At 63.1% G+C, this 23,251-nt stretch carries 25 protein-coding genes; 9 read left to right on the top strand and 16 right to left on the bottom strand.

Annotated elements, in window-relative coordinates:
* Positions 1 to 5 precede the first annotated feature (5 nt).
* Positions 6 to 1,184 (top strand): vWA domain-containing protein, encoded by a 1,179-nt coding sequence (locus PM2_RS06865; RefSeq protein WP_016711929.1) that lies wholly within the window; start codon positions 6 to 8, stop codon positions 1,182 to 1,184.
* A 30-nt stretch (positions 1,185 to 1,214) separates the two neighbouring features.
* Here PM2_RS06865 and PM2_RS06860 read toward each other — a convergent pair whose 3' ends face one another.
* From PM2_RS06860 to PM2_RS06845, 4 genes are read right to left on the bottom strand one after another with little or no spacing between them, the layout of a single operon-like run.
* Entirely contained in the window at positions 1,215 to 2,132 is a 918-nt protein-coding gene (locus PM2_RS06860; RefSeq protein ID WP_028700262.1) for a 5-oxoprolinase subunit C family protein, read from the bottom strand.
* The gene (gene pxpB / locus PM2_RS06855) at positions 2,129 to 2,815 is read right to left on the bottom strand and encodes a 5-oxoprolinase subunit PxpB (RefSeq protein WP_028700261.1); all 687 of its coding nucleotides are present in this window, start codon (positions 2,813 to 2,815) and stop codon (positions 2,129 to 2,131) included. Before pxpB ends, PM2_RS06860 begins: the two co-directional genes overlap by 4 nt.
* Positions 2,812 to 3,591: a 5-oxoprolinase subunit PxpA gene (locus PM2_RS06850; RefSeq protein WP_028700260.1), complete on the bottom strand. Its 780-nt coding sequence runs from the start codon at positions 3,589 to 3,591 to the stop codon at positions 2,812 to 2,814. The genes pxpB and PM2_RS06850 overlap by 4 nt, the downstream gene beginning before the upstream one ends.
* A 9-nt stretch (positions 3,592 to 3,600) precedes the next feature.
* On the bottom strand, positions 3,601 to 4,887 hold the full coding sequence (locus tag PM2_RS06845) for an MFS transporter (protein ID WP_028700259.1): 1,287 nt from the start codon (positions 4,885 to 4,887) through the stop codon (positions 3,601 to 3,603).
* A gap of 130 nt (positions 4,888 to 5,017) precedes the next feature.
* Here PM2_RS06845 and PM2_RS06840 point away from each other — a divergent pair, with 130 nt between their 5' ends.
* The gene (locus PM2_RS06840; RefSeq protein ID WP_016711934.1) at positions 5,018 to 5,932 is read left to right on the top strand and encodes a LysR family transcriptional regulator; all 915 of its coding nucleotides are present in this window, start codon (positions 5,018 to 5,020) and stop codon (positions 5,930 to 5,932) included.
* 45 nt (positions 5,933 to 5,977) lie between these two features.
* Here the strand turns inward: PM2_RS06840 and PM2_RS06835 are convergent, their stop codons facing one another.
* From PM2_RS06835 to PM2_RS06825, 3 genes are read right to left on the bottom strand one after another with little or no spacing between them, the layout of a single operon-like run.
* On the bottom strand, positions 5,978 to 6,499 hold the full coding sequence (locus PM2_RS06835; protein ID WP_025753894.1) for a DUF2937 family protein: 522 nt from the start codon (positions 6,497 to 6,499) through the stop codon (positions 5,978 to 5,980).
* A 9-nt stretch (positions 6,500 to 6,508) separates the two neighbouring features.
* Positions 6,509 to 7,282, bottom strand: a complete 774-nt coding sequence (locus PM2_RS06830) for a class II glutamine amidotransferase (protein ID WP_016711936.1) — start codon at positions 7,280 to 7,282, stop codon at positions 6,509 to 6,511.
* Positions 7,283 to 7,299: 17 nt separating this feature from the next.
* The gene (locus PM2_RS06825) at positions 7,300 to 7,797 is read right to left on the bottom strand and encodes a hypothetical protein (protein WP_028700258.1); all 498 of its coding nucleotides are present in this window, start codon (positions 7,795 to 7,797) and stop codon (positions 7,300 to 7,302) included.
* Positions 7,798 to 7,889: 92 nt separating this feature from the next.
* Between PM2_RS06825 and PM2_RS06820 the strand changes: the two genes are divergently transcribed.
* Complete coding sequence (locus PM2_RS06820) at positions 7,890 to 9,932, top strand: S9 family peptidase (RefSeq protein ID WP_016711938.1); 2,043 nt, start codon at positions 7,890 to 7,892, stop codon at positions 9,930 to 9,932.
* Between the two features lie 102 nt (positions 9,933 to 10,034).
* Here the strand turns inward: PM2_RS06820 and PM2_RS06815 are convergent, their stop codons facing one another.
* Positions 10,035 to 10,313, bottom strand: a complete 279-nt coding sequence (locus tag PM2_RS06815) for a hypothetical protein (RefSeq protein ID WP_016711939.1) — start codon at positions 10,311 to 10,313, stop codon at positions 10,035 to 10,037.
* Between the two features lie 132 nt (positions 10,314 to 10,445).
* Here PM2_RS06815 and PM2_RS06810 point away from each other — a divergent pair, with 132 nt between their 5' ends.
* The 3 genes from PM2_RS06810 to PM2_RS06800 all read left to right on the top strand — a co-directional run bounded on the left by PM2_RS06810 (position 10,446) and on the right by PM2_RS06800 (position 11,883).
* Positions 10,446 to 10,817 (top strand): YajD family HNH nuclease, encoded by a 372-nt coding sequence (locus tag PM2_RS06810; protein WP_016711940.1) that lies wholly within the window; start codon positions 10,446 to 10,448, stop codon positions 10,815 to 10,817.
* A 71-nt stretch (positions 10,818 to 10,888) separates the two neighbouring features.
* Entirely contained in the window at positions 10,889 to 11,359 is a 471-nt protein-coding gene (locus PM2_RS06805; RefSeq protein WP_016711941.1) for an RNA methyltransferase, read from the top strand.
* Between the two features lie 194 nt (positions 11,360 to 11,553).
* Positions 11,554 to 11,883, top strand: coding sequence for a YgaP family membrane protein (locus PM2_RS06800; RefSeq protein WP_016711942.1), 330 nt, complete (start codon positions 11,554 to 11,556; stop codon positions 11,881 to 11,883).
* A 51-nt stretch (positions 11,884 to 11,934) separates the two neighbouring features.
* Here the strand turns inward: PM2_RS06800 and PM2_RS06795 are convergent, their stop codons facing one another.
* Together PM2_RS06795 and PM2_RS06790 are read right to left on the bottom strand one after the other, a co-directional pair.
* On the bottom strand, positions 11,935 to 13,143 hold the full coding sequence (locus tag PM2_RS06795; protein ID WP_016711943.1) for a hypothetical protein: 1,209 nt from the start codon (positions 13,141 to 13,143) through the stop codon (positions 11,935 to 11,937).
* A gap of 41 nt (positions 13,144 to 13,184) precedes the next feature.
* Positions 13,185 to 13,634: a YcgN family cysteine cluster protein gene (locus tag PM2_RS06790; RefSeq protein ID WP_028700257.1), complete on the bottom strand. Its 450-nt coding sequence runs from the start codon at positions 13,632 to 13,634 to the stop codon at positions 13,185 to 13,187.
* Between the two features lie 143 nt (positions 13,635 to 13,777).
* Between PM2_RS06790 and PM2_RS06785 the strand changes: the two genes are divergently transcribed.
* The gene (locus PM2_RS06785; protein WP_016711945.1) at positions 13,778 to 14,371 is read left to right on the top strand and encodes a nitroreductase family protein; all 594 of its coding nucleotides are present in this window, start codon (positions 13,778 to 13,780) and stop codon (positions 14,369 to 14,371) included.
* 68 nt (positions 14,372 to 14,439) lie between these two features.
* Here PM2_RS06785 and PM2_RS06780 read toward each other — a convergent pair whose 3' ends face one another.
* The 4 genes from PM2_RS06780 to PM2_RS06765 all read right to left on the bottom strand — a co-directional run bounded on the left by PM2_RS06780 (position 14,440) and on the right by PM2_RS06765 (position 18,537).
* Complete coding sequence (locus tag PM2_RS06780; RefSeq protein WP_028700256.1) at positions 14,440 to 15,372, bottom strand: D-2-hydroxyacid dehydrogenase; 933 nt, start codon at positions 15,370 to 15,372, stop codon at positions 14,440 to 14,442.
* Positions 15,373 to 15,374: 2 nt separating this feature from the next.
* Positions 15,375 to 15,668 (bottom strand): YcgL domain-containing protein, encoded by a 294-nt coding sequence (locus PM2_RS06775; protein ID WP_016711947.1) that lies wholly within the window; start codon positions 15,666 to 15,668, stop codon positions 15,375 to 15,377.
* The gene (gene rnd / locus PM2_RS06770) at positions 15,665 to 16,798 is read right to left on the bottom strand and encodes a ribonuclease D (RefSeq protein WP_016711948.1); all 1,134 of its coding nucleotides are present in this window, start codon (positions 16,796 to 16,798) and stop codon (positions 15,665 to 15,667) included. Before rnd ends, PM2_RS06775 begins: the two co-directional genes overlap by 4 nt.
* A gap of 101 nt (positions 16,799 to 16,899) precedes the next feature.
* Positions 16,900 to 18,537, bottom strand: coding sequence for a phosphoethanolamine transferase (locus PM2_RS06765; protein WP_016711949.1), 1,638 nt, complete (start codon positions 18,535 to 18,537; stop codon positions 16,900 to 16,902).
* Positions 18,538 to 18,789: 252 nt separating this feature from the next.
* Between PM2_RS06765 and PM2_RS06760 the strand changes: the two genes are divergently transcribed.
* A complete protein-coding gene (locus PM2_RS06760) occupies positions 18,790 to 19,026 on the top strand; it encodes an HP1242/YdcH family protein (protein WP_016711950.1) in 237 nt (78 codons plus the stop codon).
* 61 nt (positions 19,027 to 19,087) lie between these two features.
* Here the strand turns inward: PM2_RS06760 and PM2_RS06755 are convergent, their stop codons facing one another.
* Positions 19,088 to 20,269, bottom strand: a complete 1,182-nt coding sequence (locus PM2_RS06755; protein ID WP_028700255.1) for a trans-sulfuration enzyme family protein — start codon at positions 20,267 to 20,269, stop codon at positions 19,088 to 19,090.
* Positions 20,270 to 20,360: 91 nt separating this feature from the next.
* Here PM2_RS06755 and PM2_RS06750 point away from each other — a divergent pair, with 91 nt between their 5' ends.
* Positions 20,361 to 20,822 (top strand): Lrp/AsnC family transcriptional regulator, encoded by a 462-nt coding sequence (locus PM2_RS06750; protein WP_016498365.1) that lies wholly within the window; start codon positions 20,361 to 20,363, stop codon positions 20,820 to 20,822.
* Positions 20,823 to 20,878: 56 nt separating this feature from the next.
* On the opposite strand, the gene PM2_RS06745 is transcribed toward PM2_RS06750, so the two are convergent.
* On the bottom strand, positions 20,879 to 23,209 hold the full coding sequence (locus PM2_RS06745) for an FdhF/YdeP family oxidoreductase (RefSeq protein WP_016711952.1): 2,331 nt from the start codon (positions 23,207 to 23,209) through the stop codon (positions 20,879 to 20,881).
* Between the last annotated feature and the right edge of the window lie 42 nt (positions 23,210 to 23,251).

Raw genomic sequence — 23,251 nt, 5'->3', positions numbered from 1 at the left:
GGGCCATGCTGCTCAACCTGTTCAATGAAATGCGCGCGGCCAAGGTGCCGGTGTCGGTACGCGAGTTGCTGGACCTGCACCAGGCCCTGGAAAAGCGCGTGGTGTTCGCCGACATGGACGAATTCTACTACCTCGCCCGCGCCATTCTGGTGAAAGACGAACGCCATTTCGACAAGTTCGACCGGGCGTTTGCCGCCTATTTCAAGGGCCTTGAAAACCTCGACCGGCACATCGAGGCACTGATCCCCGAAGACTGGCTGCGCAAGGAATTCGAGCGCTCGCTCACTGACGAAGAGCGTGCTCAGATCCAGTCCCTTGGCGGCCTGGACAAGCTGATCGAAGAATTCAAGAAGCGCCTTGAGGAGCAGAAGGAGCGCCACGCCGGTGGCAACAAGTGGATCGGCACTGGCGGTACCAGCCCGTTCGGCTCAGGCGGCTTCAACCCCGAGGGTATCCGCGTGGGCGAAGCCGGCAAGCGCCAGGGCAAGGCAGTGAAAGTGTGGGACCAGCGCGAGTACAAGAACCTGGACGACCAGGTGGAACTGGGCACGCGCAACATCAAGCTGGCCCTGCGCCGGCTGCGCAAGTTCGCCCGTGAGGGGGCTGCCGAAGAGCTGGACATCGACGGCACCATCGACCACACCGCGCGTGATGCCGGGTTGCTGAACATCCAGATGCGCCCTGAGCGGCGCAACACGGTGAAGCTGCTGTTGCTGTTCGACATCGGCGGCTCGATGGACGCGCACATCAAGGTGTGCGAAGAGCTGTTTTCGGCGTGCAAGACCGAGTTCAAGCACCTGGAGTACTACTACTTCCACAATTTCGTGTACGAGTCGGTATGGAAGAACAACCTGCGCCGCACCTCGGAGCGGTATTCCACCTTCGACCTGTTGCACAAGTATGGCGACGACTACAAGGTGGTGTTCGTGGGTGACGCGGCCATGGCGCCCTACGAAATCACCCAGCCGGGGGGTAGCGTGGAGCACTGGAACGAAGAGGCCGGGTATGTGTGGATGCTGCGCTTCATGGAGAAGTTCAGGAAGATCATCTGGATCAACCCGTATCCGAAGCAGGCCTGGGACTACACCGCTTCGACCCATCTGGTGCGGGATTTGATCGAAGACAAGATGTATCCGCTGACCTTGCAGGGGTTGGAGGAAGGGATGCGGTACCTGTCCAAGTGAGTATGGGGCCGCTTTGCGGCCCCATAGATCTCAAAGCCAACGCACTCCAAAAGCCTGCTGCTCTCGCCACGCCTCATCCTGCACCACCGCCCTGAACCGCACCACTGCCCCCGGCATGCACTGCGCCAGTTGCGCCAACGCCAGCGGCGTCAACGCCCCCAGCCTCGGATAACCACCAATGGTCTGCCGGTCATTGAGCAGCACGATCGGCTGCCCATCTGGCGGCACCTGCACGGCCCCCAGCGGTATGCCTTCGGAAATCATCGGCGCGCCCTGATAGACCAGCTGCGGCCCCAGCAGGCGGATGCCCATGCGGTCGGCCCGGCTGTCCAGCGCCCAGTCACTGTTGAACGCCTCGAACAGGCTGATACCACTGAAGTCGCCGATCTGCGCGCCCATGACCAAATCGAGCACAGGCTTTTGTGCGTACTGCGGCCGCAACGCATGCGGCACCTCGCGCAGGGTTGCATCGCTACCGGTGAACGCTAATGCCTGGCCTTTAACCAGCGCAGCCCCTTGGCCATCAATGCCACCCAGCTCTTCACGTACCACCGTGGCACAACTGCCCAGCACATCTTCGCCCAGGAACCCGCCCGGTGCAGCCAGATAAGCCCGAACGCCCTGCTTAGGCTGCTTCAGGGTCAAGCGCTGCCCCTTGGCCAGGGCAAAGCTGCGCCAGGGGGCCAAAGGCTGATCATCAATCCGCGCATCCAGATCGGCACCGGCCAAGGCCAGCACACACGCCTGTTCGGCCACCACGCAGAACCCACCCAGCGCTACCTCGACCACCGGCGCCCCCAACGGGTTGCCGAGCAGCCAGTTGGCCCAGTGCATCGCCACCCAGTCCAGCGCACCGCCCTGGGTTACGCCCAAGTGGCGCACGCCAAAGCGCCCCGCGTCCTGCAACTGGCACAACGGCGTACTGGCCTCGATCTTCAACTGCTTCATCCCTGCGCCTCCACATCACCACCCAAGGCCAGGAATTCGCTGCGCGAAACCGGCACGAAGCGCACCCGGTCACCGGGTTGCAACAGGCTGTAGCCCTCGCGATCCCGGTCGAACAGGCGCACCGGAGTACGGCCAATCAGGTTCCAGCCGCCCGGCGATACCGCCGGATACGCTGCCGTCTGCCGCTCGGCAATGCCCACGCTACCCGCCGCCACGCGCTGGCGCGGGGTGCTCAGGCGCGGGCTGGCCAGGCGCCCGTCCACCAGGCCCATGAAACCGAAACCGGGAGCGAAGCCCAAAGCGAATACCGGATAGTCGCGCTCGCTGTGCAAGCGGATGACATCGGCTTCACTCAAGCCGCTGCGGGCCGCCAGAACGGGCAGTTCAGGACCGACGCTGGCGTCATACCAGACTGGAATCTCATGACGCCGACCGCCGCTGCCAGTGTCTGGCTGCAAACCTTCCAGCGCCTGGGAGATCAGCGCCCTCGCCTCACCCGGCGGCAAGTCGAACTGCACCATCAGCGTTGTGTAGGACGGCACCAAGTCCAGCAAGTGCTTACCGAACGTGGCGCTCAGGCGCTGACTGGCGGCGAGCATCCACGGCATGTTCGCCTCGTCGATACAGTCGAACAGGCGCACCATCAGGCTGTCGATGGCCACCACTTCGATGCGCGGCTTCATCGTGCCTCCAGGGCATCAAGGGCCTGGCGTATCTGCCGCACCGCTGCCACCGAACTGTCGTTGTCGCCATGCACGCAGAGGGTGCTGGCCTGCAGGCGCAGGGCACTGCCATCGTCCGCCACCAGAGTGTCGCCCCGAGCCAGACGCACGGCCTGTTCAACGACCAGTGCCGGGTCGTGATGCACCGCCCCAGGCAGGCGCCGCGACACCAGGTGGCCACTGGCGGTGTAGGCGCGGTCGGCGAACGCTTCGAACCACAGCGGCACGCCGACTTCATCGCCCAGAGCCTGGGCAGCACGGTTGTCGGCAGTGGCCATGAGCATCAGCGGCAGGTTGCTGTCGTAGGCTGCCACGGCCTCCAGCACGGTGCGCAGCTTGAGCGGGTCGGCCATCATGTCGTTGTACAGCGCGCCATGGGGTTTCACATAGGCCACGCGGCCCCCCAGCACTTTGCAGATACCCTCCAACGCACCGATCTGGTAGTGCAGCAGGTCGCGGATTTCTTCCGGGCTGCAAGCCATGGAGCGGCGGCCAAAGCCGACCAGGTCCGGGTAAGCGGGGTGCGCGCCGATGGTCACCCCATGCTCCAGCGCCAGGGCCACGGTGCGGCGCATGATGCTGGGGTCACCCGCGTGGTAGCCACAGGCGATGTTGGCGCAATCGATGTAGGGCATCACCTCGGCGTCCAGGCCCATGCGCCAGCTGCCGAAGCTCTCGCCCATGTCGCAATTGAGTAGCAGGCGTTCCACCACGCGGTCTCCCTTGTTGTTGTCCATAGCCCTACCTTACCGCGCCTTGAGCTGTTTGCCGCGGGTTTCCGGCAGGCTCAAGGCGGCCACGATGACAATCCCGTAGGACACAGCAGAGAACACACCGATACCCAAGCCCAGCGGCACATTTTGGCCAAGCATGCCGATCAGCAACGGGAACAGTGCCGCAACGACCTTGCCGATGTTGTAGCAAAAGCCCTGCCCCGAACCGCGAATGCGCGTAGGGAACAGTTCGGTGAGGAACGCCCCCATACCGCTGAAGATGCCCGAAGCGAAGAAGCCCAGCGGGAAGCCCAGCCACAGCATCACGCCATCGCTGACCGGCATCTGCGTGTACAGCAGCACGATGACGAACGAGCCCACGGCGAACAGGATGAAGTTCTTCTTGCGCCCCAGCAGGTCGGACAGGTAAGCGCTGACCACATAGCCCACGTAGGAACCGACGATCACCATGGCCAGGTAGCCACCCGTGCCCAGCACGCTCAGGCCGCGCTCGTTCTTGAGGAAGGTCGGCAGCCACGAAGTGATGGCGTAGTAGCCGCCCAGTGCGCCGGTGGTCAGCAAGGACGCACGTACAGTGGTCCAGAGCATGCCCGGGGCGAAGATTTCGTAGAAGTGCGAAGGTGCCTCGGCGTTTTCCACCGCCTTGGCCTCGCGGTACACCTCAGGGTCCTTGACCAGGCGACGGACGAAGATCACGAAGACAGCGGGTACCAGCCCCAGCAGGAACAGCGCACGCCAGGCCTGCTCTGGCGGCAGCCAGGAGAACAGCAGCGCGTAGAGAATCGCCGTAAGGCCCCAACCGATGGCCCAGCCGGATTGCACCATGCCCACCGCCTTGCCACGGTCCTGGGCGCGGATGACCTCGCCGATCAATACCGCGCCAGCAGTCCATTCACCGCCGAAGCCAAAGCCCATCAGCGTCCGGGCGATCAGCAACTGTTCGTAGTTCTGGGCAAAACCGCACAGGAAGGTGAAAAAGGCGAACCACAGCACCGTCAGTTGCAGGGTACGCACCCGGCCGATGCGGTCGGAGAGGATGCCGGCGACCCAGCCGCCTACGGCCGAGGCGATCAATGTGCTGGTGTGGATCAACCCGGCTTCGGTGGTGGTGATGCCCCACAGCATGATCAGCGTAGGGATGACGAAGCTGAGCATCTGCGTGTCCATGCCGTCCAGGCCGTAGCCGATCTTGCAGCTCCAGAACGTGCGCCGTTGCTGTTTGTCGATATCGCGGTACCAGGCGAAAGGCCCGGACGAAGGTGGGGAACTGACCTGCTGCTGCACGCCGGTGGGGTTCATGGATGCCTCGGCTTGTTGGTATTGTTTTATGGGCGACATAAAGCGTCGCGGCCTGGGCACCATTGTTCAGAGGCCACGCCGCCTGCGTCCAACGAGAAAAACCGCCGGTCTGGAACAAGAAAAACTGATCATGAACCTTCGCTTCCTCGAAACCTTCGTCTGGGTCGCCCGGCTCAAGAGCTTCCGCCTGACCGCAGAAAAGCTGTTCACCACTCAAGCCTCGGTGTCCAGCCGCATTGCCGCGCTGGAGGCAGACCTTGGCGTGAAGCTGTTGCTGCGCGACTCACGCGGGGTCAGCCTGACGCCGGAAGGCGGCAAAGTGCTGGAATACGCCGAACGCATGCTGGAAACCGCCAAGGCCATGAAACAGTCGCTGGACAGCGACCGGGCCAAGGTTGGGCGCATTCGTATCGGGGTGATGGACACCGTGATCCACACCTGGATGAGCGCACTGGTAGCGGAGCTGACCGAGCGCTACCCACAGGTGGAAATCGAACTGGTGGCCGACACTGCGCTGAACCTGCGCGAGCAGCTGCAGAAGGGTTTTCTCGACGTGATCCTGCAGACCGACCTGCTGCGCGAGCAGTCGATCCGCAGCCTGGACCTGGCGCGTTACCCGATGGGCTGGGTAGTGGCCGCAGGCTCGCACCAGCACCGCGACTACGCATCGCTGGCCGAACTTGGGCGCGAGCGGATCATTACGTTTTCGAAGAATTCACGGCCACACCAAGAGGTGCTGAGCTTGCTGCAAGCTGCGGGGGCTGAGGCACCGCGGCTGAACTGCGTGAACTCGGTGGCGGCGATTACCCGGTTGTTGCGCGATGGTTTTGGTATTGGCGCGTTGCCGCCAGCGTTGGTGGATGCCGAGTTGGGCCGGGGTGAGTTGGTGTTGCTGGAAGGGCTACAGCCCCCGCCCAGCCTGGAGCTGGTGGTGGCCTGGCAGACCGGGGTGGCGCTGGTGGATGAAGTGGTCGGGGTTTGCCGGCAGGTACTGGAGCTGTATGCCCGAGATGTGGGTGGGCAGCGGATTGTGCTAGCTTCGTAGCTGTTCGCCGTTAGGTTTTCCGCGCCTGTGAGATCGAGGCGAACGTCAGCGCCAGCTCTCTTTCACCGCGCCACGCCGCCCGCCCAGGATCACCCAGCCAATCCCCAGCAACAGGCTCTCAACCACAAAGGCCAGCACAAACCCGGCCCCTACCCCCCAGCCGACCGCCTCGGGGACCAACAGAATCTGGTAGCTGTAGCCATTCAGCGTTTCTTCCCGCAACTGCGGATCAGCCTGCACCAGCACATGCCAGGTACGCTGCGCCCACGGCCCTTGCAGCGCTTGCCATTCGTTTTCCAGCAGTTCGTTGCGGATCATCAGGCTTTCGATGCTGTTGGCATCACTGTTGAACACCGGGTCGTCACTGCTGCGGTAATGCTGCAGCAGCGCCTGCAAGTCGCCCTTGAAAAAACGCTCGGCCGTTTGCCGGAAGCCATCCAGCGCCTCGCGCGATTCGAACAGGTGCGCCTCGACCCGCTGGCTGTAGTCCTTGACCAGCCCCGGGACCTGAATACCGGCCAGCAGGCCGAAGGTGAACAGCAGCAACCGCAGGTAACTTCTGAACATGCAGCGTCCTTAGCTCTGGCCGTGCGCCACGCACTCGCCGTGCCGCCACAGGGCCCACTGACCCGGCTCGTAGCGCTGCCAGGTCTCATTTTCGGTCAGGGCCTCGGTGGCGATCACTGTGACCACGTCGTTGGGGGTGGTTTCGGTATGGAAATCGACGATCAGGTCGACATCCTTCAACCGCGCGGCACCAAAAGGCGCACGTCGGGTAATGTGTACCAGCTTGGTCGAGCAGAAGCAGAACAGCCAGTCGCCATCACTGAGCATGCAGTTGAACACGCCCTGGCCACGGTAGCCGGCACAGGCTTCGACCAGCACCGGCAGCAGCTGTTCCACCGGCACCGGCTCGGGGAACGCACTGCGGATGCGGTTGAGCAGGTCGCAGAAGGCCGCTTCGCTGTCGGTGTCGCCGACCGGCCGGTAGAAACTGGCCAGGCCTTTGAAGTCGCCCAGCTGGCCGTTGTGCGCGAAGCACCAGTTGCGGCCCCACATTTCCCGCACGAACGGGTGGGTGTTGGACAAGCACACCCGGCCGACGTTGGCCTGGCGGATATGGCCGATCACCACCTCGCTCTTGATCGGGTAGCGCTGCACCAGGTTGGCCACCTCCGATTCGCTGCTAGCTGCCGGGTCCTGGAACAGGCGCAGACCACGGCCTTCGTAAAAGCCGATGCCCCAGCCGTCACGGTGCGGGCCAGTACGCCCGCCGCGCTGCATCAGACCGGTGAAGCTGAAAACGATATCGGTAGGGACGTTGGCACTCATGCCCAGCAGTTCGCACATAGGCGTGTCTCCTGCGCTTACAGACGGGGCTCGACCCGGCCATTGCCGCGCGGTGCGGCAGGGCGTGGGTCGTCGCGGTAACGGTCACCGCGATCGGCAGCCAAGGGCGCTTGGGCGGAGAGCTGGTCATCTTCGGTCGCCTGGCGCTGGGCAGCAGCCTCGGCTTGCGCACGGCGCTCGCGGGCGCGCTTTTCCAGTGGCCAGCGCAGCAACATGAAGAGGAAATACAGGCCGAAGGCGATCATGCCGTACATGGCGAAGTCGGACACCGCACGCCAGGCGTTGTTGCCGACCTTGAACGCGACATCCAGGGCCGTGATGGCGATGGCCGGGGCGAAGCTGTCCTTGACCGGGTCGACCACGGTCGGGGTCAGCAACAGCACCGCCAGCACCACCCGCAGCGGTTCGCGCAGCCAGCGCCACATCCAGCCGGTGAGCTTGAAGCCCACCAGCAGGCAGCCCAAAGCGGCCACAGCGTACAGGCCCCAGGCGAAGGTGTAGTCGTTCTCGGTCATGGTGTTCGTGCAAGCCAGGCAAAGAGACGCCTATGATAAACACTTTTCCGGGCGCAGACAGTGTTTGCCTGTCCCTAGCCAAGAGATCACCAATGCCCAACAAGCCCCAGCCGCCCATCGCCCACGCCGACAACACCAGCGACCCGTACGCCTGGCTGCAACAGCGCGACACCCCCGAGGTGCTCGCCTACCTGCAAGCCGAAAACGCCTACCAGGAAGCCTGCCTGGCTGACCAGGCCCCCTTGCGCGAGCAACTGTTCGAAGAAATCAAGGGCCGCATCCAGGAAACCGACCTGTCGCTGCCGTCTCCCTGGGGCCCTTACCTCTATTACACCCGCACCACCGCTGGCGACGAATACCCACGCCATTACCGCTGCCCTCGTCCGGCCGACGACGCCAATACGGTCGATGAAAGCCAGGAGCAACTGCTGCTCGACCCCAACGCCCTGGCCAAGGGTGGTTTCCTGTCGCTGGGCGCCTTCAACGTCAGCCCCGACCACCGCCTGCTGGCCTACAGCCTCGACACCAGCGGCGACGAAATCTACACCCTGTACGTCAAAGACCTGGCCAACGGCAACGTCACTGCCCTGCCCTTCGACGACTGCGACGGCAGCCTGACCTGGGCCAACGACAGCCAGACGCTGTTCTTCGCCGAACTGGATGACACCCACCGGCCATGGCGCCTGCGCCGCCACACCCTGGGCAACGACGGTGCCCAGACCGTGTTCGAAGAGCCCGACGGGCGCTTTTTCCTGCACTGCTACCGCACCAGCTCCGAGCGCCAGTTGGTGCTGCTGCTGAACAGCAAAACCACCAGCGAAGCCTGGGTACTGGACGCCGAAACTCCACAGGCGCCGTTTACCTGCCTGGCCCCGCGTGTCGAAGGCCACGAGTACTTCCCCGACCACGGTCAGCTCGATGGCGAATGGCGCTGGTTTATCCGCACCAACCAGGACGGCATCAACTTTGCCCTGTACCACGCACCGGCCAAACCCGTACCAAGCCGTCAGCAATGGCAGGTGCTGGTGGCACACCGCGACACGATCATGCTCGAAGGCCTCAGCCTGAACGCCAGCGCCCTGACCCTGAGCCTGCGCGAAGGCGGCCTGCCGATCATCGAAGTACGCCCGCAGGCTCTGCCGGCCTATCGCGTCGAACTCCCAGACGCGGCCTACAGCCTGTACGTGCAGGACAGCCTGGAGTTCGCCAGCACCCGCGTACGCCTGCGCTACGAGGCACTCAACCGCCCAGCCCAGGTGCGCCAGCTGGAGCTGGCCACAGGCGCCCAGGCCGTGCTCAAGCAAACCCCTGTACTGGGTGCGTTCAATGCCGATGACTATGTGAGTGAGCGCCTGTGGGCAAGCGCAGCAGACGGCACCCGGGTGCCGATCAGCCTGGTGCGTCGCCGCCAGGACCTGGGCAAGACCGTGCCACTCTACTTGTACGGTTACGGTGCCTACGGCGAAAGCCTCGACCCGTGGTTCTCCCATGCGCGTCTGAGCCTGCTGGAGCGCGGCGTGGCCTTTGCGATCGCCCATGTGCGTGGCGGCGGTGAACTGGGTGAGGCCTGGTACCGCGCCGGCAAGCAGGAGCACAAACACAACACCTTCAGCGACTTCATCGCCTGTGCGGAGCATCTGATCGCCGAGGGCGTGACCACTTCTGACCGCCTGGCCATCAGTGGCGGCAGTGCCGGTGGCCTGCTGATGGGCGCGGTGCTCAACCTGCGCCCCGAGCTGTTCCGCTGTGCAATTGCCGAAGTGCCGTTCGTCGACGTGCTCAATACCATGCTCGACCCCGAGCTGCCGCTGACCGTGACCGAGTACGACGAATGGGGCAACCCTGAAGAGCCCGAGGTGTATGAGCGGATCAAGGCGTATGCGCCGTATGAGAACGTGAAAGCCCAGGCCTACCCGGCGATGCTGGTGGTGGCGGGTTACAACGACAGCCGCGTGCAGTACTGGGAAGCGGCCAAATGGGTGGCGCGGTTGCGTACCCGCAAGACCGACAGCAACCTGCTGCTGCTCAAGACCGAGATGGGTGCTGGCCATGGGGGCATGAGCGGCCGGTACCAGGGGCTCAAGGATGTGGCGCTGGAATATGCGTTCGTGTTTGGCGAGCTGGGTATGGTGTGAGGTTTGGAGGGTTCGCCGATAGGTTTTCTGCGCCTGTGAAACCGAGCGCCGCCCGCGCGGCGCTCGATCTCACAGGCGCCAAAAAACTAAAGCCGTATAGCCCTAATCATCCTGCACAGCCGGCTTCGGCGGCTCCTGCCGTAGCCCCGGCAATGGCTGGTCCTTCGGTGGCCCCGGCACCGGCATGGGCGGCAACAGCGGCGCCCCCGGCTGGCTGTCATAGGCCTTGGGCGGCGTACTCGGGGTTATCTGCGGATATGGCGTGGGCGTCGGCGTACCCGGTGCACCAGGCACAGGCGTCGTCAACCGGGGTGGCGTGCTTGCCGCTTCGGCCAGCGGCAAGCCAGCCAACAACAACACGGTGAGGATCGCGTGAACCATCAGCAACCTCCTGTCGGGAACCTTCCTACAGGCTACGCCTAAATCAAAGCTTTCGCCTGTCCGCCCGCCCTGCAAGCGCGCTAGACTCAATGACATAACCGTCATTTGCCTGATCAGAACAAAGGAAACACCATGAGCTCCACCTCTTCCGCCGCCGCCACCGCGCGCCTCGACCGCATCCTGGCCGATGCCAAGCGTGACAAGGAAATGGGCTACCGCGACAAGGCCCTGAGAATGTACCCGCACGTGTGCGGCCGCTGCGCCCGCGAGTTCTCTGGCAAGCGCCTGAGCGAGCTGACCGTGCACCACCGCGACCACAATCATGACAACAACCCGCAGGACGGCTCCAACTGGGAACTGCTGTGCCTGTACTGCCACGACAACGAGCACTCGCGCTACACCGACCAGCAGTACTTCAGCGAAGGCTCCACCAGCACCCCGAGCATCGCCAAGGCCACCCACAACCCGTTCGCCGGGCTGGCGGGCATGTTGAAGAAAGACTGACCATCGATTCGCCCCCCGCTGCTACCGGGCAGCCCGTATAATCGCGCTTTTTTCGCGAAGGGCCCCGGTACGTGGCAAACAAACGATACAGCTGCATCGGCCTGTTCAACCCTAAGTCGCCAGAAAACGTCGGCTCGGTGATGCGCGCGGCGGGCTGCTACGGCGTCAATTCGGTGTTCTACACCGGCAAACGCTACGAACGCGCGCGTGACTTCGTCACCGACACCAAGCGCGTGCATTACGACATTCCCCTGATCGGCATCGACGACCTGCAACGCATCATCCCGCTGGGCTGCACACCGGTGGCGGTGGAGCTGGTGGAGGGTGCGCGGCCATTGCCCGAATACACCCACCCGGACCGCGCCATCTACATCTTCGGGCCAGAGGACGGCTCGTTGAGCGAGGATGTGCGGGGCTGGTGTGAAGAGACCATCTACATACCGACCGAAGGTTGCATGAACCTTGCGGCGACGGTGAATGTGGTGTTGTACGACCGCATGGCCAAGGGGCTGAATACCCGCTCGGGGCCGAAGTTCAAGTAATAAAAAGGCCGCCACTGCAATAGCAGGGCGGCCAGGTGCCGAACTCCGTCAGAACAGCACCGGTCTTGCTCTTCTGGATCGAAACCCAGCGTGGATGAGCCTTCTGCACGACACGGGATGTCGCCGGGCGCACCGACTGAACCCTGGCGAGGGTAAAAGGGTCAGCTGCTTACACTTCACAAGGAGGCATTGCCATGCTCGATATCCATAACGCGAAGCACAATGTCCATGGCCTGGAACGGGTCGGCTCGCTGGCCGGTGGCGCGTTGATGTTCAGCAAGGGGCTGCGCCATGGCGGCCTGATTGGCTTGCTGCAAATGGTGGTGGGAGGCGTTGCGGTGGCACGCGGGGTCAGCGGGCATTGCTCCACCAAGGCGTGGTGGCAGCGGCATCGCCAGGAATATCACCGGTTGCGTTCGGACATAGAACGCAGCGCGGCGGAGCTGGAAGCGTTGAAGGCCAGTGCCAAGGCGGCGACCAGAGGGGTGTCGGTGACTGGGCAGGATCCGTTGGCTGGACGTTGATTTCTGTACTGCCTGTACCCGCGAAGCGGCCGGTACAGGCGATAGAGATATCTAGCGCAACGACTTGCTCTGCAACACCTCGGACTCGCGCCCCAGCACGTTCTCGCTGATTTGCACGAAGTCTTCGGTACTCACGCTGGGCAGACGCATCAACCCGCGTACTACATCGTCCAGCGAACGCTTGGCCTGGGTATGGATACGGATTTCCTTGTCCAGTGCCTGCAACAGCATCACCCCACGTGCCACCTGGGCAGGGCTGGCGCGTTCACCCTTGAGCCGGGTTACCTTGGCGCCCTGTTTGCTCAGGCGTGCCTGCCAGGCCTGGTAACGGTCATCGCTCACCCCGCCCGAACGGCGCAGCAACTCGCTGGCGTAGTAGTCGGTCAGGCTTTCCACCAGCCAGTCACTGCCGTCACGCCCATGGATCTGCGCAAACAACTGAACCACTTCGCGCAGCAACGGGCTGCTGCCGTTCTCGCTTACCATCGGCCGGGCGCTGTGCAGGTACAGCGAACCCTGTGCCGCCATTGCACCACGCCACATGCCGTCACGGGCACCGACCAGCAGCAGCTTCGGCGGATTGCGCGGGAACACCGCCTGCAACTGCGGCCATACGAACGTCAGCAGGGTCAGGCTGTCCATACGCCGCATACCCTGCCCCACCGGTGCGGCCACGGTGACCTCGGTATCGCCCAGGCGAGCACGGCGGCTGCCCAGGTCGCCGGCCAGCATCCAGCCAGTGGGGCGGTCGAACAGGCGCGAAACGTTGTCGATGCGGAACTTGTCCTTGCCGATGCGCGGCCAGGAGGTCTCGATACTCTTCCAGCCCTCGGGCAGGTCGAACGCCAGGCGTGCCACCAGCTCGGTGCCATCCTGCTGATCAAGGCGCGCGGGCGGCACCAGCTGGTCACCGAGGAACAACGCCCAGTGCGGGGTAACACGCGAAGAATAGGCACCGCTGGCGAGCTTCTGGTCCAACTGCACGCGGTAGCTGAGACTGGTCTTGCCGGCCGCCGGCTGCCACACACCGCGCTGCCCCTGCAGTTGCCATTGGCCATCGGCCTGGAAGCCGCTGTAGGCCCCGGCCTTGCCCAGGTCGAAGTCCAGGCTGCGCACGGCGCTGCCTTCGGCCAATGTGAGGCGGACTTCAGCCTGGCCACTGGCAGGCAACAAACGCACCTGGTAGTCGAGGTCGACCTTTTTCGCCCAGGCCGGCGAACTGGCCATCAGGCCCAACAACAGCAACAGCTGGCAACGCATACAGAAACTCCTTGTTTCCCCGTGGCAGCGGGCCGCTCCGGTCAGCTGGCGCGGAAGATCAGGTGGTCTTCCCAGTCGTCTTCGTGCACATCGTGTTCACTGAGCATACGCCCCGACTGGGAAATGCGCTGTTCATGGACTTGCTGGCGGTCGCCGCAGACCAGGTGGTGCCAGGCGGGCAAGTCCTTGCCCTCGCTGACCAAGCGGTAACCGCAGGTACTTGGCAGCCACTTGAATTGGTCGGCCTTGCCCGGAGTGAGCTGGATGCAGTCCGGCACGTGGGCGAAGCGGTTGGGATAGTCGCTGCACTGGCAGGTGTGCAGGTCCAGCAGCTTGCAGGCGATGCGCGTGTAATAGACGCTGTTGTCGTCCTCGTCCTCAAGCTTTTGCAGGCAGCACAGGCCGCAGCCGTCGCACAGCGACTCCCACTCTGGCGGGCTGAGTTGTTCGAGGGTCTTGCGCCGCCAGAACGGCGCGTTTTCAGCGATCATCACACGGTTTCCTGCATTCATCGTTGGGCCACGGCGCGCGGCGGCGCCAGTCTAGAGCCTGACCTTGCGCAAAGCCAGACCGCTTGTCAGTCGCGACGGGACTCAGTAGCGTGCGGGTTTCCCGTCCTTTTGCAGGAGCTGTCATGAGCGCCAACCCTCGCATTGCCGATTACGCCATCAACGAGCAGTTCATCAACCGCTGGTCGCCGCGTGCTTTCACCGCCGAGCCGATCAGCGAAGAGACCCTGCTGAGCTTCCTGGAAGCCGCCCGTTGGGCTCCGTCGGCGTACAACTCGCAGCCTTGGCGCTTCCTGTATGCCCGCCGCGACACGCCAAACTGGGAGCGTTACCTGAACCTGCTGGTGCCGTTCAACCGCAGCTGGGCACAACAGGCCTCGGCACTGGTGCTGATCATTTCCAAGACCACCTTCGCCGCCCCGGGCGCCACGGAGGAAAAGCCGGCCCTGTGGCATACCTTCGACACCGGTTCCGCCTGGGGACACCTGGCCCTGCAGGCCAGCATCAGCGGCTGGCACACCCATGGCATGGCCGGCTTCGACCAGGACCTGGCGCGTCAGGAGCTGAAGGTTCCTGAAGGTTATGTGCTGCATGCCATGGTGGCGATCGGCAAACTGGGTGACAAGGCCAGCCTGGATGAGGCGTTGCAGGCACGTGAAGTGCCTAGCCCACGCAAACCATTGAGCGAGCTGGCTGCCGAGGGTGATTTCAGCCTTTAAGCCTTGTGCTGGCTGTACTGGCCTCTTCGCGGGCAAGCCCGCGAAGAGGCCGGCACAGGCACTACAAATCAGTAGCCCTTCGCAAAATCCACTTCACCCCGCAACCCCTGCCCCGCTTCATACGCCTGCATATTCTCGACAAACAGCCGCACCATCGCCGCCGGCGAGGTGGGTGCCGAGCTGTGTCCGGTCAGCAGCAAGCCCCAGGCGGTCCAGAACGGGTGCTGTTTAGGCAGTGGTTCCTGGCGGCACACATCGATCACCGCACCGGCCAGATGCCCTTCCTTCAGCGCCTCGACCAGGTCCGCATCCACCACCGCCGCGCCTCGCCCGGCATTGATGAACAGCGTGCTCGGCTGGAAGCGCTTGAACAGCGCCGCGTCATACAGGTCATGGGTCGCCGGGGTATCCGGCAACAGGTTGAGCACGTAGTCGACCTGGCCAACCATGCGCGGCAAGTCGGCCAGTGCCGCCACCTCGACGAACGGTGCCTGCTCCCGGGCACTGCTGGCAACCCCATACAACACCACACCAAACGGCTGCAGGAACTCGGCTACGCGCTGGCCAATATCGCCGGTGCCCACGATCAGCACCTTGCGCCCTTCCAGCGTACGTCCTGGGCGAGCGTCCCAGCGCCGCTCCACCTGGCTGACCAGGCGCGACAGCACCTCGCGTTCGTGGCCGAGCATGTAGGTAAGCATGTACTCGGCCATCACCTGGCCGAAGATGCCTACTGCGCGGGTCAGCCGATAGTCACGCGGCAAGCCATCGGCCAGCAACGGCGTGATACCCGCCCAGGTCGACTGCATCCAGTCCGGCTTGTGGCCTTGGCGCAGCAAGCTCGCCAGCAGGTCCGGCTGGCCCAGCCACACCTTGCACTGTGGTGCCTGGCGGGCCAGTTCGGCGGAATCACCGCTGGTCAGTACTTCCACATCAGGCGCGCCTTCACGCAAAAGCGCGGCGTAACGAGCATGATCATGCTCAGCAATCAGTACGCGCATGGTCAGACCGGGTCGTTTCGGCGCAGCAGCTCTTCAGGCAGGTGCTCGATGTACTCGTCTTCCGCTGGCGGCATCTGCAGGTGGTAGCCCTGGTTGTCGAGGTTCTCCAGCACCTTGGCGATGTCCTCGCGGGCCAGCTTGCGCTCCGGGGTGAGCACCAGGTCGAAGGCATGCACAGGGGTGCCGAAGAATGGCAGCAGGCCTTCCGGCACGCGCTCCAGGCCCTCGGCCTTGAGCACATACAGGTACATTTCGTTCTTGCGGGGGCTCTTGTAGATCGAGCAAATGCGTTTCATCGGGTCTCTCCGGCACCTGCAAGGCTGTCCAGCAGGGCCTGGCCCATACGCTCACGGCGCCAGCCGCGCAGCGAATCGGGCAGTTGATAAGGGCCATTGGGGTAGCCACTCTTGAGCAGCGCTTCCAGGGCTTTTTTGCGCAGCATCAGCTCGGGGGCGATCCCCAGGCGCTCGCCTTCGGCCTGGCCGATGGCACGCAGCTGCTTGAGGATGCCGGCGGCCTCAATCGGCAGCGGCTCGGGCAAAGGCGCGGGCCACTGCTCGGCAGGCAGGCTGGCGGCGCGCTGGATCAGCTTGATCAGGCACTCACCGTCCTGACGAATGGTGCGCGGGTGCATCTCGTCGATCTTGGCCAGCGCCGACAGGTTGTTCGGCTGGCTCTTGGCCATGGGCCACAGCGAGTGCTCCTTGAGGATGCGGTTGCGCGGCACATCGCGGCTACGGGCTTCACGCTCGCGCCAGGCGCACAGCTCTCGCAACACCGCCAGTTGCTGGGGGGCCAGCTTCCAGGCGAGCTTGACGTCGCGGTACAGGGTCTCGGGCTCGACCTCACGGCGCAACGCAGCCACCAGCTCGGCGCCGTCTTCCAGCACCCAGGCGTACTTGTCGTCGCTCAGGCGCGGGCGCAAGACGGTGAACAGCTCGGCCAGGTGCACGGCATCTTCGGCGGCATAGCTGACCTGAGTGTCGGAGAGCGGGCGCTGCAGCCAGTCGGAGCGGGTTTCGCCCTTGGGCAGCTCGATACCCAGCACCTCCTGCACCAGGCGCGAATAGCCCATGGAGAAGCCCAGGTTCAGGTAGCCAGCTGCCAACTGGGTGTCGAACAGCGGCTGCGGCAGCTTGCCGGTCAGGCGCAACAGCACTTCGAGGTCTTCGCTGCAGGCGTGCAGCACCTTGACCACACCGCTGTCTTCGAGCAAATCGGCCAAGGGTTGCCAGTTACCGATCAGCAACGGGTCGATCAGGTAGGCCCGCTGGCCGTCGCCGATCTGGATCAGCCCGGCTTTCGGGTAGAAAGTGTCAACCCGCATGAATTCGGTGTCGACAGCGACAAAAGGCAGTTGGTGCCAGTCGCGGCAGTGTTCGGCCAGGCTCAGGTCGTCACGGATCCAGTGAATTTCGATGGCCACAAGGCTCTCCCACTAACATTGGCGCGCAGTATATACGGCGCGGGCACTGCTGGTGAAACCCGGGCCATCCTTGATATCGATAAGTGGTGGTATTGCGTGGGTCAGCGTTTAGCCGCCAACCACGGACGGCAGCTGGCAAACATGTCCAGCGACTGCTGATACACCTCGGTGCGCACCTGCAACAGGCCGAGCATGGAGTGGAACAGGTTGTCCTGCGACAGCGGCGCGTCGTTGAGCTTGGCCAGGCAGTCGGTGTCGATGCCGAAATCCTCTTTGTAGCTGTCGGAGAACCAGGTCAGCAATGGCACGTGCTTCTGCTGTTCCGGGGCGATGGCGTAAGGCGTGCCGTGCAGGAACAGGTTGTACTCACCCAGCGACTCGCCATGGTCGGACAGGTAAATCATCGCGGTGTCGACCTTGTCCTGTTTGCTGCGCAGGGTGTCGATCAGCGACGCCAGCACTTTGTCGGTGTAAGCCAGGGTGTTGTCGTAACCGTTGATGATGTCCTGCTCGCTGCACTGGTTCAGCGCGTTGCTCTGGCACACCGGCGTGAAGCGCTCACTGTCACTTGGGTAGCGCTTGAAATATTCCGGGCCGTGGCTGCCCATCTGGTGCAGCACCAGCACGGTGTCCTTGTCGAGGTTGTCGATCAGCGCGTCCAGCCCTTGCAGCAGGATCTGGTCATGGCATTCGCCATTGGCGCACAGCTGCGGGTCGTTGAGGTTGCTGACATCGATGAACTGCACACGGTCGCAGGTACCTTTGCAGCCCGACTGGTTGTCGCGCCACTGCACGGCCAGGCCGGCCCGCTGGAGGATATCCAGCAGCCCTTCGCGGTTCTTGGCCACGCGGGCATCGTATTCCTTGCGGGTCATACCCGAGAACATGCACGGCACCGAGACAGCCGTTTCCGTACCGCACGAATGCACATCGGAAAACGCCACCAGGCCCTGCTCCTTGGCTAGGTTCGGGGTGGTATTGCGGTCGTAGCCCAACACGCCAAAGTGGTCGGCCCGCGCACTTTCACCCACCACCAGCACGGTCAACGACTTGCGCTCATGCTTCTGCCAGGCGACATCACGCTTGGCATCTTCGCCATAGTGCTGGAAAGGACGCGATGCCGTACCGACGCGTTCGCTGACGTAGCCAATGGAAGCACCGACGATATTGCTGGGGGTCAACATCAGGCGCAATTCGTGGTGGTTGCGAAACAGCGAGGACAACCCTTGATAGTTGACCAGCGCCACCGAGCCCAGGGCTACCACGCAGGCGCCACTGACTACCAGCTTGCCCAGCAGCTCGCGGTGCCAGGGACGGTAGGCAATGGGCGCCTTCCACAACAGCACCGAAGGCACCACGCCCAAGCCCAGAATATACAAGCCAAACTTCAGCGAAAGCAGGTCGCGTACTTCGGTTACGTTGGTTTCTGCAATGTTGCGGAACATACCCGCATCTATAAGTACGCCGTATTGATTCATGAAGTAAGCCACACCCGCGCCACTCATGAACAACACGATAAGTATCGGCTTCAATACATACCGGAAGGCAAACAACGTGAGGATGAGATTGAAAGCGAACAACATCAGCACGGCAAACGCCAGGCTCAACCACAGCCCGGACAGGCCGGCAGGCACCACCTCTTGCAGGTGCTCCCAGAGGAACATGTTCAAGCCAATCAGCAGGTAAAGGCTGGCCAGCAGCGTGACCCATTCAGTCCGCAGGGATTTGAAGTTGAGCATTAGCGTTCGCAATCAAGAGTGATTATCAACCCCCAGGCCGGCTGGCACCGTGGGAAAGTTGGGCGAACTCTAGAAAGCGTGTCATCAATTTTTTGTGAAAAAGTTGGTAACAATTTCGTGAGGGCGCGCCTTTCGGTGATTAACGGCGCTTCATTCAGCTGCCATTCAGGCTGGCCGACATCACCGGCCTGCGCAAAGGCGGCTATCCTCAAAGGTCAGGACCTTATTGACAACCCTGACAGAGGTGAAGAAATGCCAGTTCCGCATGATCTGCTCGCTGACCTGCACGTTACCGCTGATGCATTCCAGGCGCTCATTGACAAGGACCAGACGCTGCACTCACTGCACAAGGAATACAACGCCAAGGACAAGGAGGTGGTCGCCGCCGAAGGCAACGGCACCAACGACGACACCGTCAACCGCCTGCGCAAGGAACGGTTGCTGATCAAGGACAAGATCGAACGGATCATTCATCCGCCGAAATCCTGATGGAAATGTATTGAATTCACTGGCCCCTTCGCGGGTTAACCCGCGAAGAGGCCAGCAACCCTTACACAGCTGCCGAAGCTTTCAAGGCGCCATCCAGATCCTCGATCAGATCACGGTAATCCTCGATCCCCATCGAAAGCCGCAGCAGGTTTTCGCTGATCCCCATCACCCCTTTCTGCTCCGGGCTCAGCGAGCAGTGCGACATGGTCCACGAGTGGTTGATCATGCTCTCCACCCCACCCAGCGAGTCGGCCAGCACAAAGATCTGCAACGCTTCCACCAAGCGGTTGAGCGCGGCGCGGTCGCCCTTGACCTTCATGGCCACCACCGCCCCGCCACTGCGCATCTGGCGTTTGCACAATTCGTGTTGCGGGTGGCTTTCCAGCCCCGGGTAATACACCTGCTCGATCTGCGGATGGTTTTCGAGGAAGCGCGCCACCTGCAGGGCATTGGCACACTGGCGCTCCATGCGCACATCCAGGGTTTTCAGGCCACGCAGGGCCAGGTAGCAGTCGAACGGCCCCTGCACCGCGCCAATTGCCATGCTGATGCGGCGAAGGCGCGCCAGCAGTGCATCGTTGGCCGCCACCACCACACCACCGGTGAGGTCGGAGTGGCCACCGATGTACTTGCTGGCCGAGTGCATCACCAGGTCTACGCCCAAGGTGATCGGGCGCTGGTTCCACGGCGAGCAGAAGGTATTGTCGATGCAGGTGAGGATGCCCCGGGCCTTGGCCAGGTCGCACACGGCCTTGATGTCGACCAGGTGCAGCAGCGGGTTGGTCGGCGATTCGATCCAGATCAGCTGGGTTTCCGGCTTGATGGCGGCAGCCACGGCCTCCAGGTCGTTGAGGTCGACATAGGTGGTGGTCAGGCCCGAGGTGCGGCTGCGGTAGTCTTCCAGAATACGGAAAGTGCCGCCGTACACGCCGTTCATCACCACGACATGGGCATCCTTGGGTAGCAGCTCCAGCACCGTCGCTGTAGCGTTCACGCCCGAGGCACAGGCAACCGCGCCCACGCCCTCTTCCAGCGCGGCGACACAGGTTTCGTAGGCATGTCGGGTGGGGTTGCCAACGCGGCTGTAGGAGTATTCCGGTTTGTCGTCCAGGCTACGTTTGGTGAACGAGCTGGCGGTGACGATGGCTGGGAAAATGGCGTTTTCAGCGACGCTGAACTGCTCGCCGGCGTGAATGGTACGGGTGGCGAAATTGCGCGGCTTGTCGGACATGGTCAGGCCCATTGGCAGAGTTAAGGCTGCAACTATCGCACAACCCAAATGTTCTGGCCTTGGGGTAATCTGTGAAAAATTTTCTTCACGGCCCGCGCGCGATATGGACAGTTTCGACCAGCACATTCTTACCCTGCTTCAGCGCGATGCCTCGATATCGCTCAAGGACCTGGCCGAGGCCGTCAACCTGTCCACCACGCCCTGCTGGAAGCGGGTCAAGCGCCTGGAAGAAGAAGGCTACATTCTTGGCCGCGTCGCCCTGCTCGACCCCGAACGGCTTGGCCTGGGGCTGACGGTGTTCGTCCAGCTCAAGACCCAGCGCCACGACAGCGCCTGGCTTGAGCAGTTTGCCGCGACCGTGACCGGGTTCGAAGAAGTGATGGAGTTCTATCGCATGTCCGGCGACTGGGATTACATGCTGCGGGTAGTGGTGGGGGATATTGCGGCGTATGACCGGTTCTACAAAAAGCTGATTACCCGTACCGATGGGCTGTCGAACATTACGTCCAGTTTTGCCATGGAGCAGATGAAGTACACCACAGCGTACCCGGTGCATCGATCCTGAATCGGTGCTGGATTCTTCGCGGGCAAGCCCGCGAAGAGGCCGGTACAGGTAACCAATCAGTCTACAGCCAACACCGCCGCAATCCGGTTCCCCGCCTTGGCTTTCTCAACCTTGATCGCCACAAACTTCGATGTCGGCGTATAAGTCCCCACGCCATAACTCTCCAGCGGCACCAGCGGATTGGTCTCTGGGTAATACGCCGCCGCCTGCCCTTCAGGCACGTCATACGCCACCAGGCGGAACCCCGACACCCGCCGCTCGACGCCATCCTCCCACAGCGACACCAGGTCCACATGCTCACCCGGCTCGAAGCCCAGGCGGCGAATATCGGCCTCGTTCACGAACACCACTTCCCGCAGGCCGAACACGCCGCGGTAGCGGTCGTCCAGGCCATACAGCGTGGTGTTGTACTGGTCGTGCGAACGCAGGGTCTGCAGGATCAGGTCGGGCTTGTCACCCCGCGCCAGCACCTTGGCGTTGATCAACTCCTCCGGCAGCGCGTGGGGCATGAACCGTGCCTTGCCCGTGGCCGTGCGGAAGCTGCGATCGGCGGCATTGTTACCCAGGTGGAAACCGCCCGGGCTATGCAGGCGTTCGTTGAAGCCAGTGAAACCAGGGATCACGTCGGCAATCATGTCACGAATGCGGTTGTAATCAGCCACCGCATACTCCCAGTCGATCGGCTGATTGCCCAGCGTGGCCTTGGCCATGCCGGCGATGATCCACGGCTCCGAGCGCATGTGCGGTGAACGCGGGCGCAACTGGCCGTTAGAGATGTGCACCATGCTGAAGGTGTCTTCCACGGTCACGCCTTGCGGCCCTTCGGCCTGCAGGTCGATTTCGGTCCGGCCCAGGCAGGGCAGGATCAACGCATCGCGGCCAGTCACCAGGTGCGAGCGGTTGAGCTTGGTGGAAATCTGCACGGTCAACGCGCAGTTCTGCAGCGCCGCGTGGGTGCGCGGGGTGTCCGGGGTGGCTTGGGCAAAGTTGCCGCCCAGGGCGACGAACACCTTGGCCCGCCCCTCTTCCATGGCCTTGATCGCCAGCACCGCGTTGTGCCCATGGGCACGCGGCACACGGAACTGGAAGCGTTTTTCGATGGCATCGAGCAGCGCCGGTTTGGGCTTTTCGTCGATGCCCATGGTGCGGTCGCCCTGCACGTTACTGTGGCCACGTACCGGCGACAGGCCAGCGCCGGGTTTGCCGACGTTGCCGCGCAGCAACTGCAGGTTGACGATTTCCTGCACGGTAGGCACCGAATGGCGGTGCTGGGTGACGCCCATGGCCCAGCACATGATCACCCGCTCTGCCTTGCGGTACATGCGGGCCGCCAGCTCGATCTCGGCCAAGGTCAAGCCCGACTGCTTGACGATATGCGCCCAGGAGGTGGCGTCCACTGCCGCCAGGTAGTCATCGACGCCACTGGTGTGCTCGGCGATGAAGGCATGGTCGAACACCGCCGGCTCACCGTTGGCCTGGGCTTCGCGCTCCCACTGCAACAGGAATTTGGCAATGCCACGCATGGCCGCCATGTCACCGCCCAAGGCCGGGCGGAAGTAGGCGCTGGAAGTCGGTTCGGAGCCGTTGCTGAGCATTTCGAACGGGTGCTGCGGGTGCTGGAAGCGCTCCAGGCCACGCTCTTTCAGCGGGTTGAAGCACACCACCTGAGCCCCGCGCTTGACCGCCTCACGCAGCGGTTCGAGCATGCGCGGGTGGTTGGTGCCTGGGTTCTGACCGATGACGAAGATCGCATCGGCCAGCTCCAGGTCGTGAAACACGACAGTGCCTTTGCCCACCCCGAGGGTTTCCGACATGCCTGCACCGCTGGCTTCGTGGCACATGTTCGAGCAATCGGGGAAGTTGTTGGTGCCGTAGGCGCGCACGAACAGCTGGTAGAGGAACGCCGCCTCGTTGCTGGCCCGGCCCGACGTGTAGAACTCGGCCTCGTCTGGCGACTGCAGCGCACGCAGGTGTCTGGCGACCAGCTCGAAGGCCTCCTGCCAGGTGGTTTCGACATAGTGGTCGGTGGCAGCGTCGTAGCGCATCGGGTGCGTGAGGCGGCCCTGGTATTCGAGCCAGTAGTCAGTCTGGTCCTTCAGCGCGCTGACGCTGTATTTGGCGAAGAAAGCCGGGTCAACCGAGCGGCCGGTGGCTTCCCAGTTGACCGCCTTGGCGCCGTTTTCGCAGAACTTGACCATGTCGCTTTCCGGCGACTCCCCCCAGGCACAGCCGGGGCAGTCGAAGCCGCCGTTCTGGTTGGTCTTGAGCATGGCCCGCAGGTTCTTGAAGGCATTTTCGCTGCCCAGCCAGCTTTTGGTCACGCTCTTGAGCGCTCCCCAGCCGGCGGCTGCGCCTTTGTAGTCCCTGATGTGTTCGTCCTGGCTCATGCGATGAATCCTCACGCTTCGATGCTTTTATTCAGCCTATTG

This window comes from Pseudomonas monteilii NBRC 103158 = DSM 14164 (assembly GCF_000730605.1).
Taxonomy (GTDB): Bacteria; Pseudomonadota; Gammaproteobacteria; order Pseudomonadales; family Pseudomonadaceae; genus Aquipseudomonas; species Aquipseudomonas monteilii.
The sequence above is the reverse complement of the archived record's forward strand: the minus strand, read 5'-3'. Positions and strand labels throughout refer to the sequence as shown.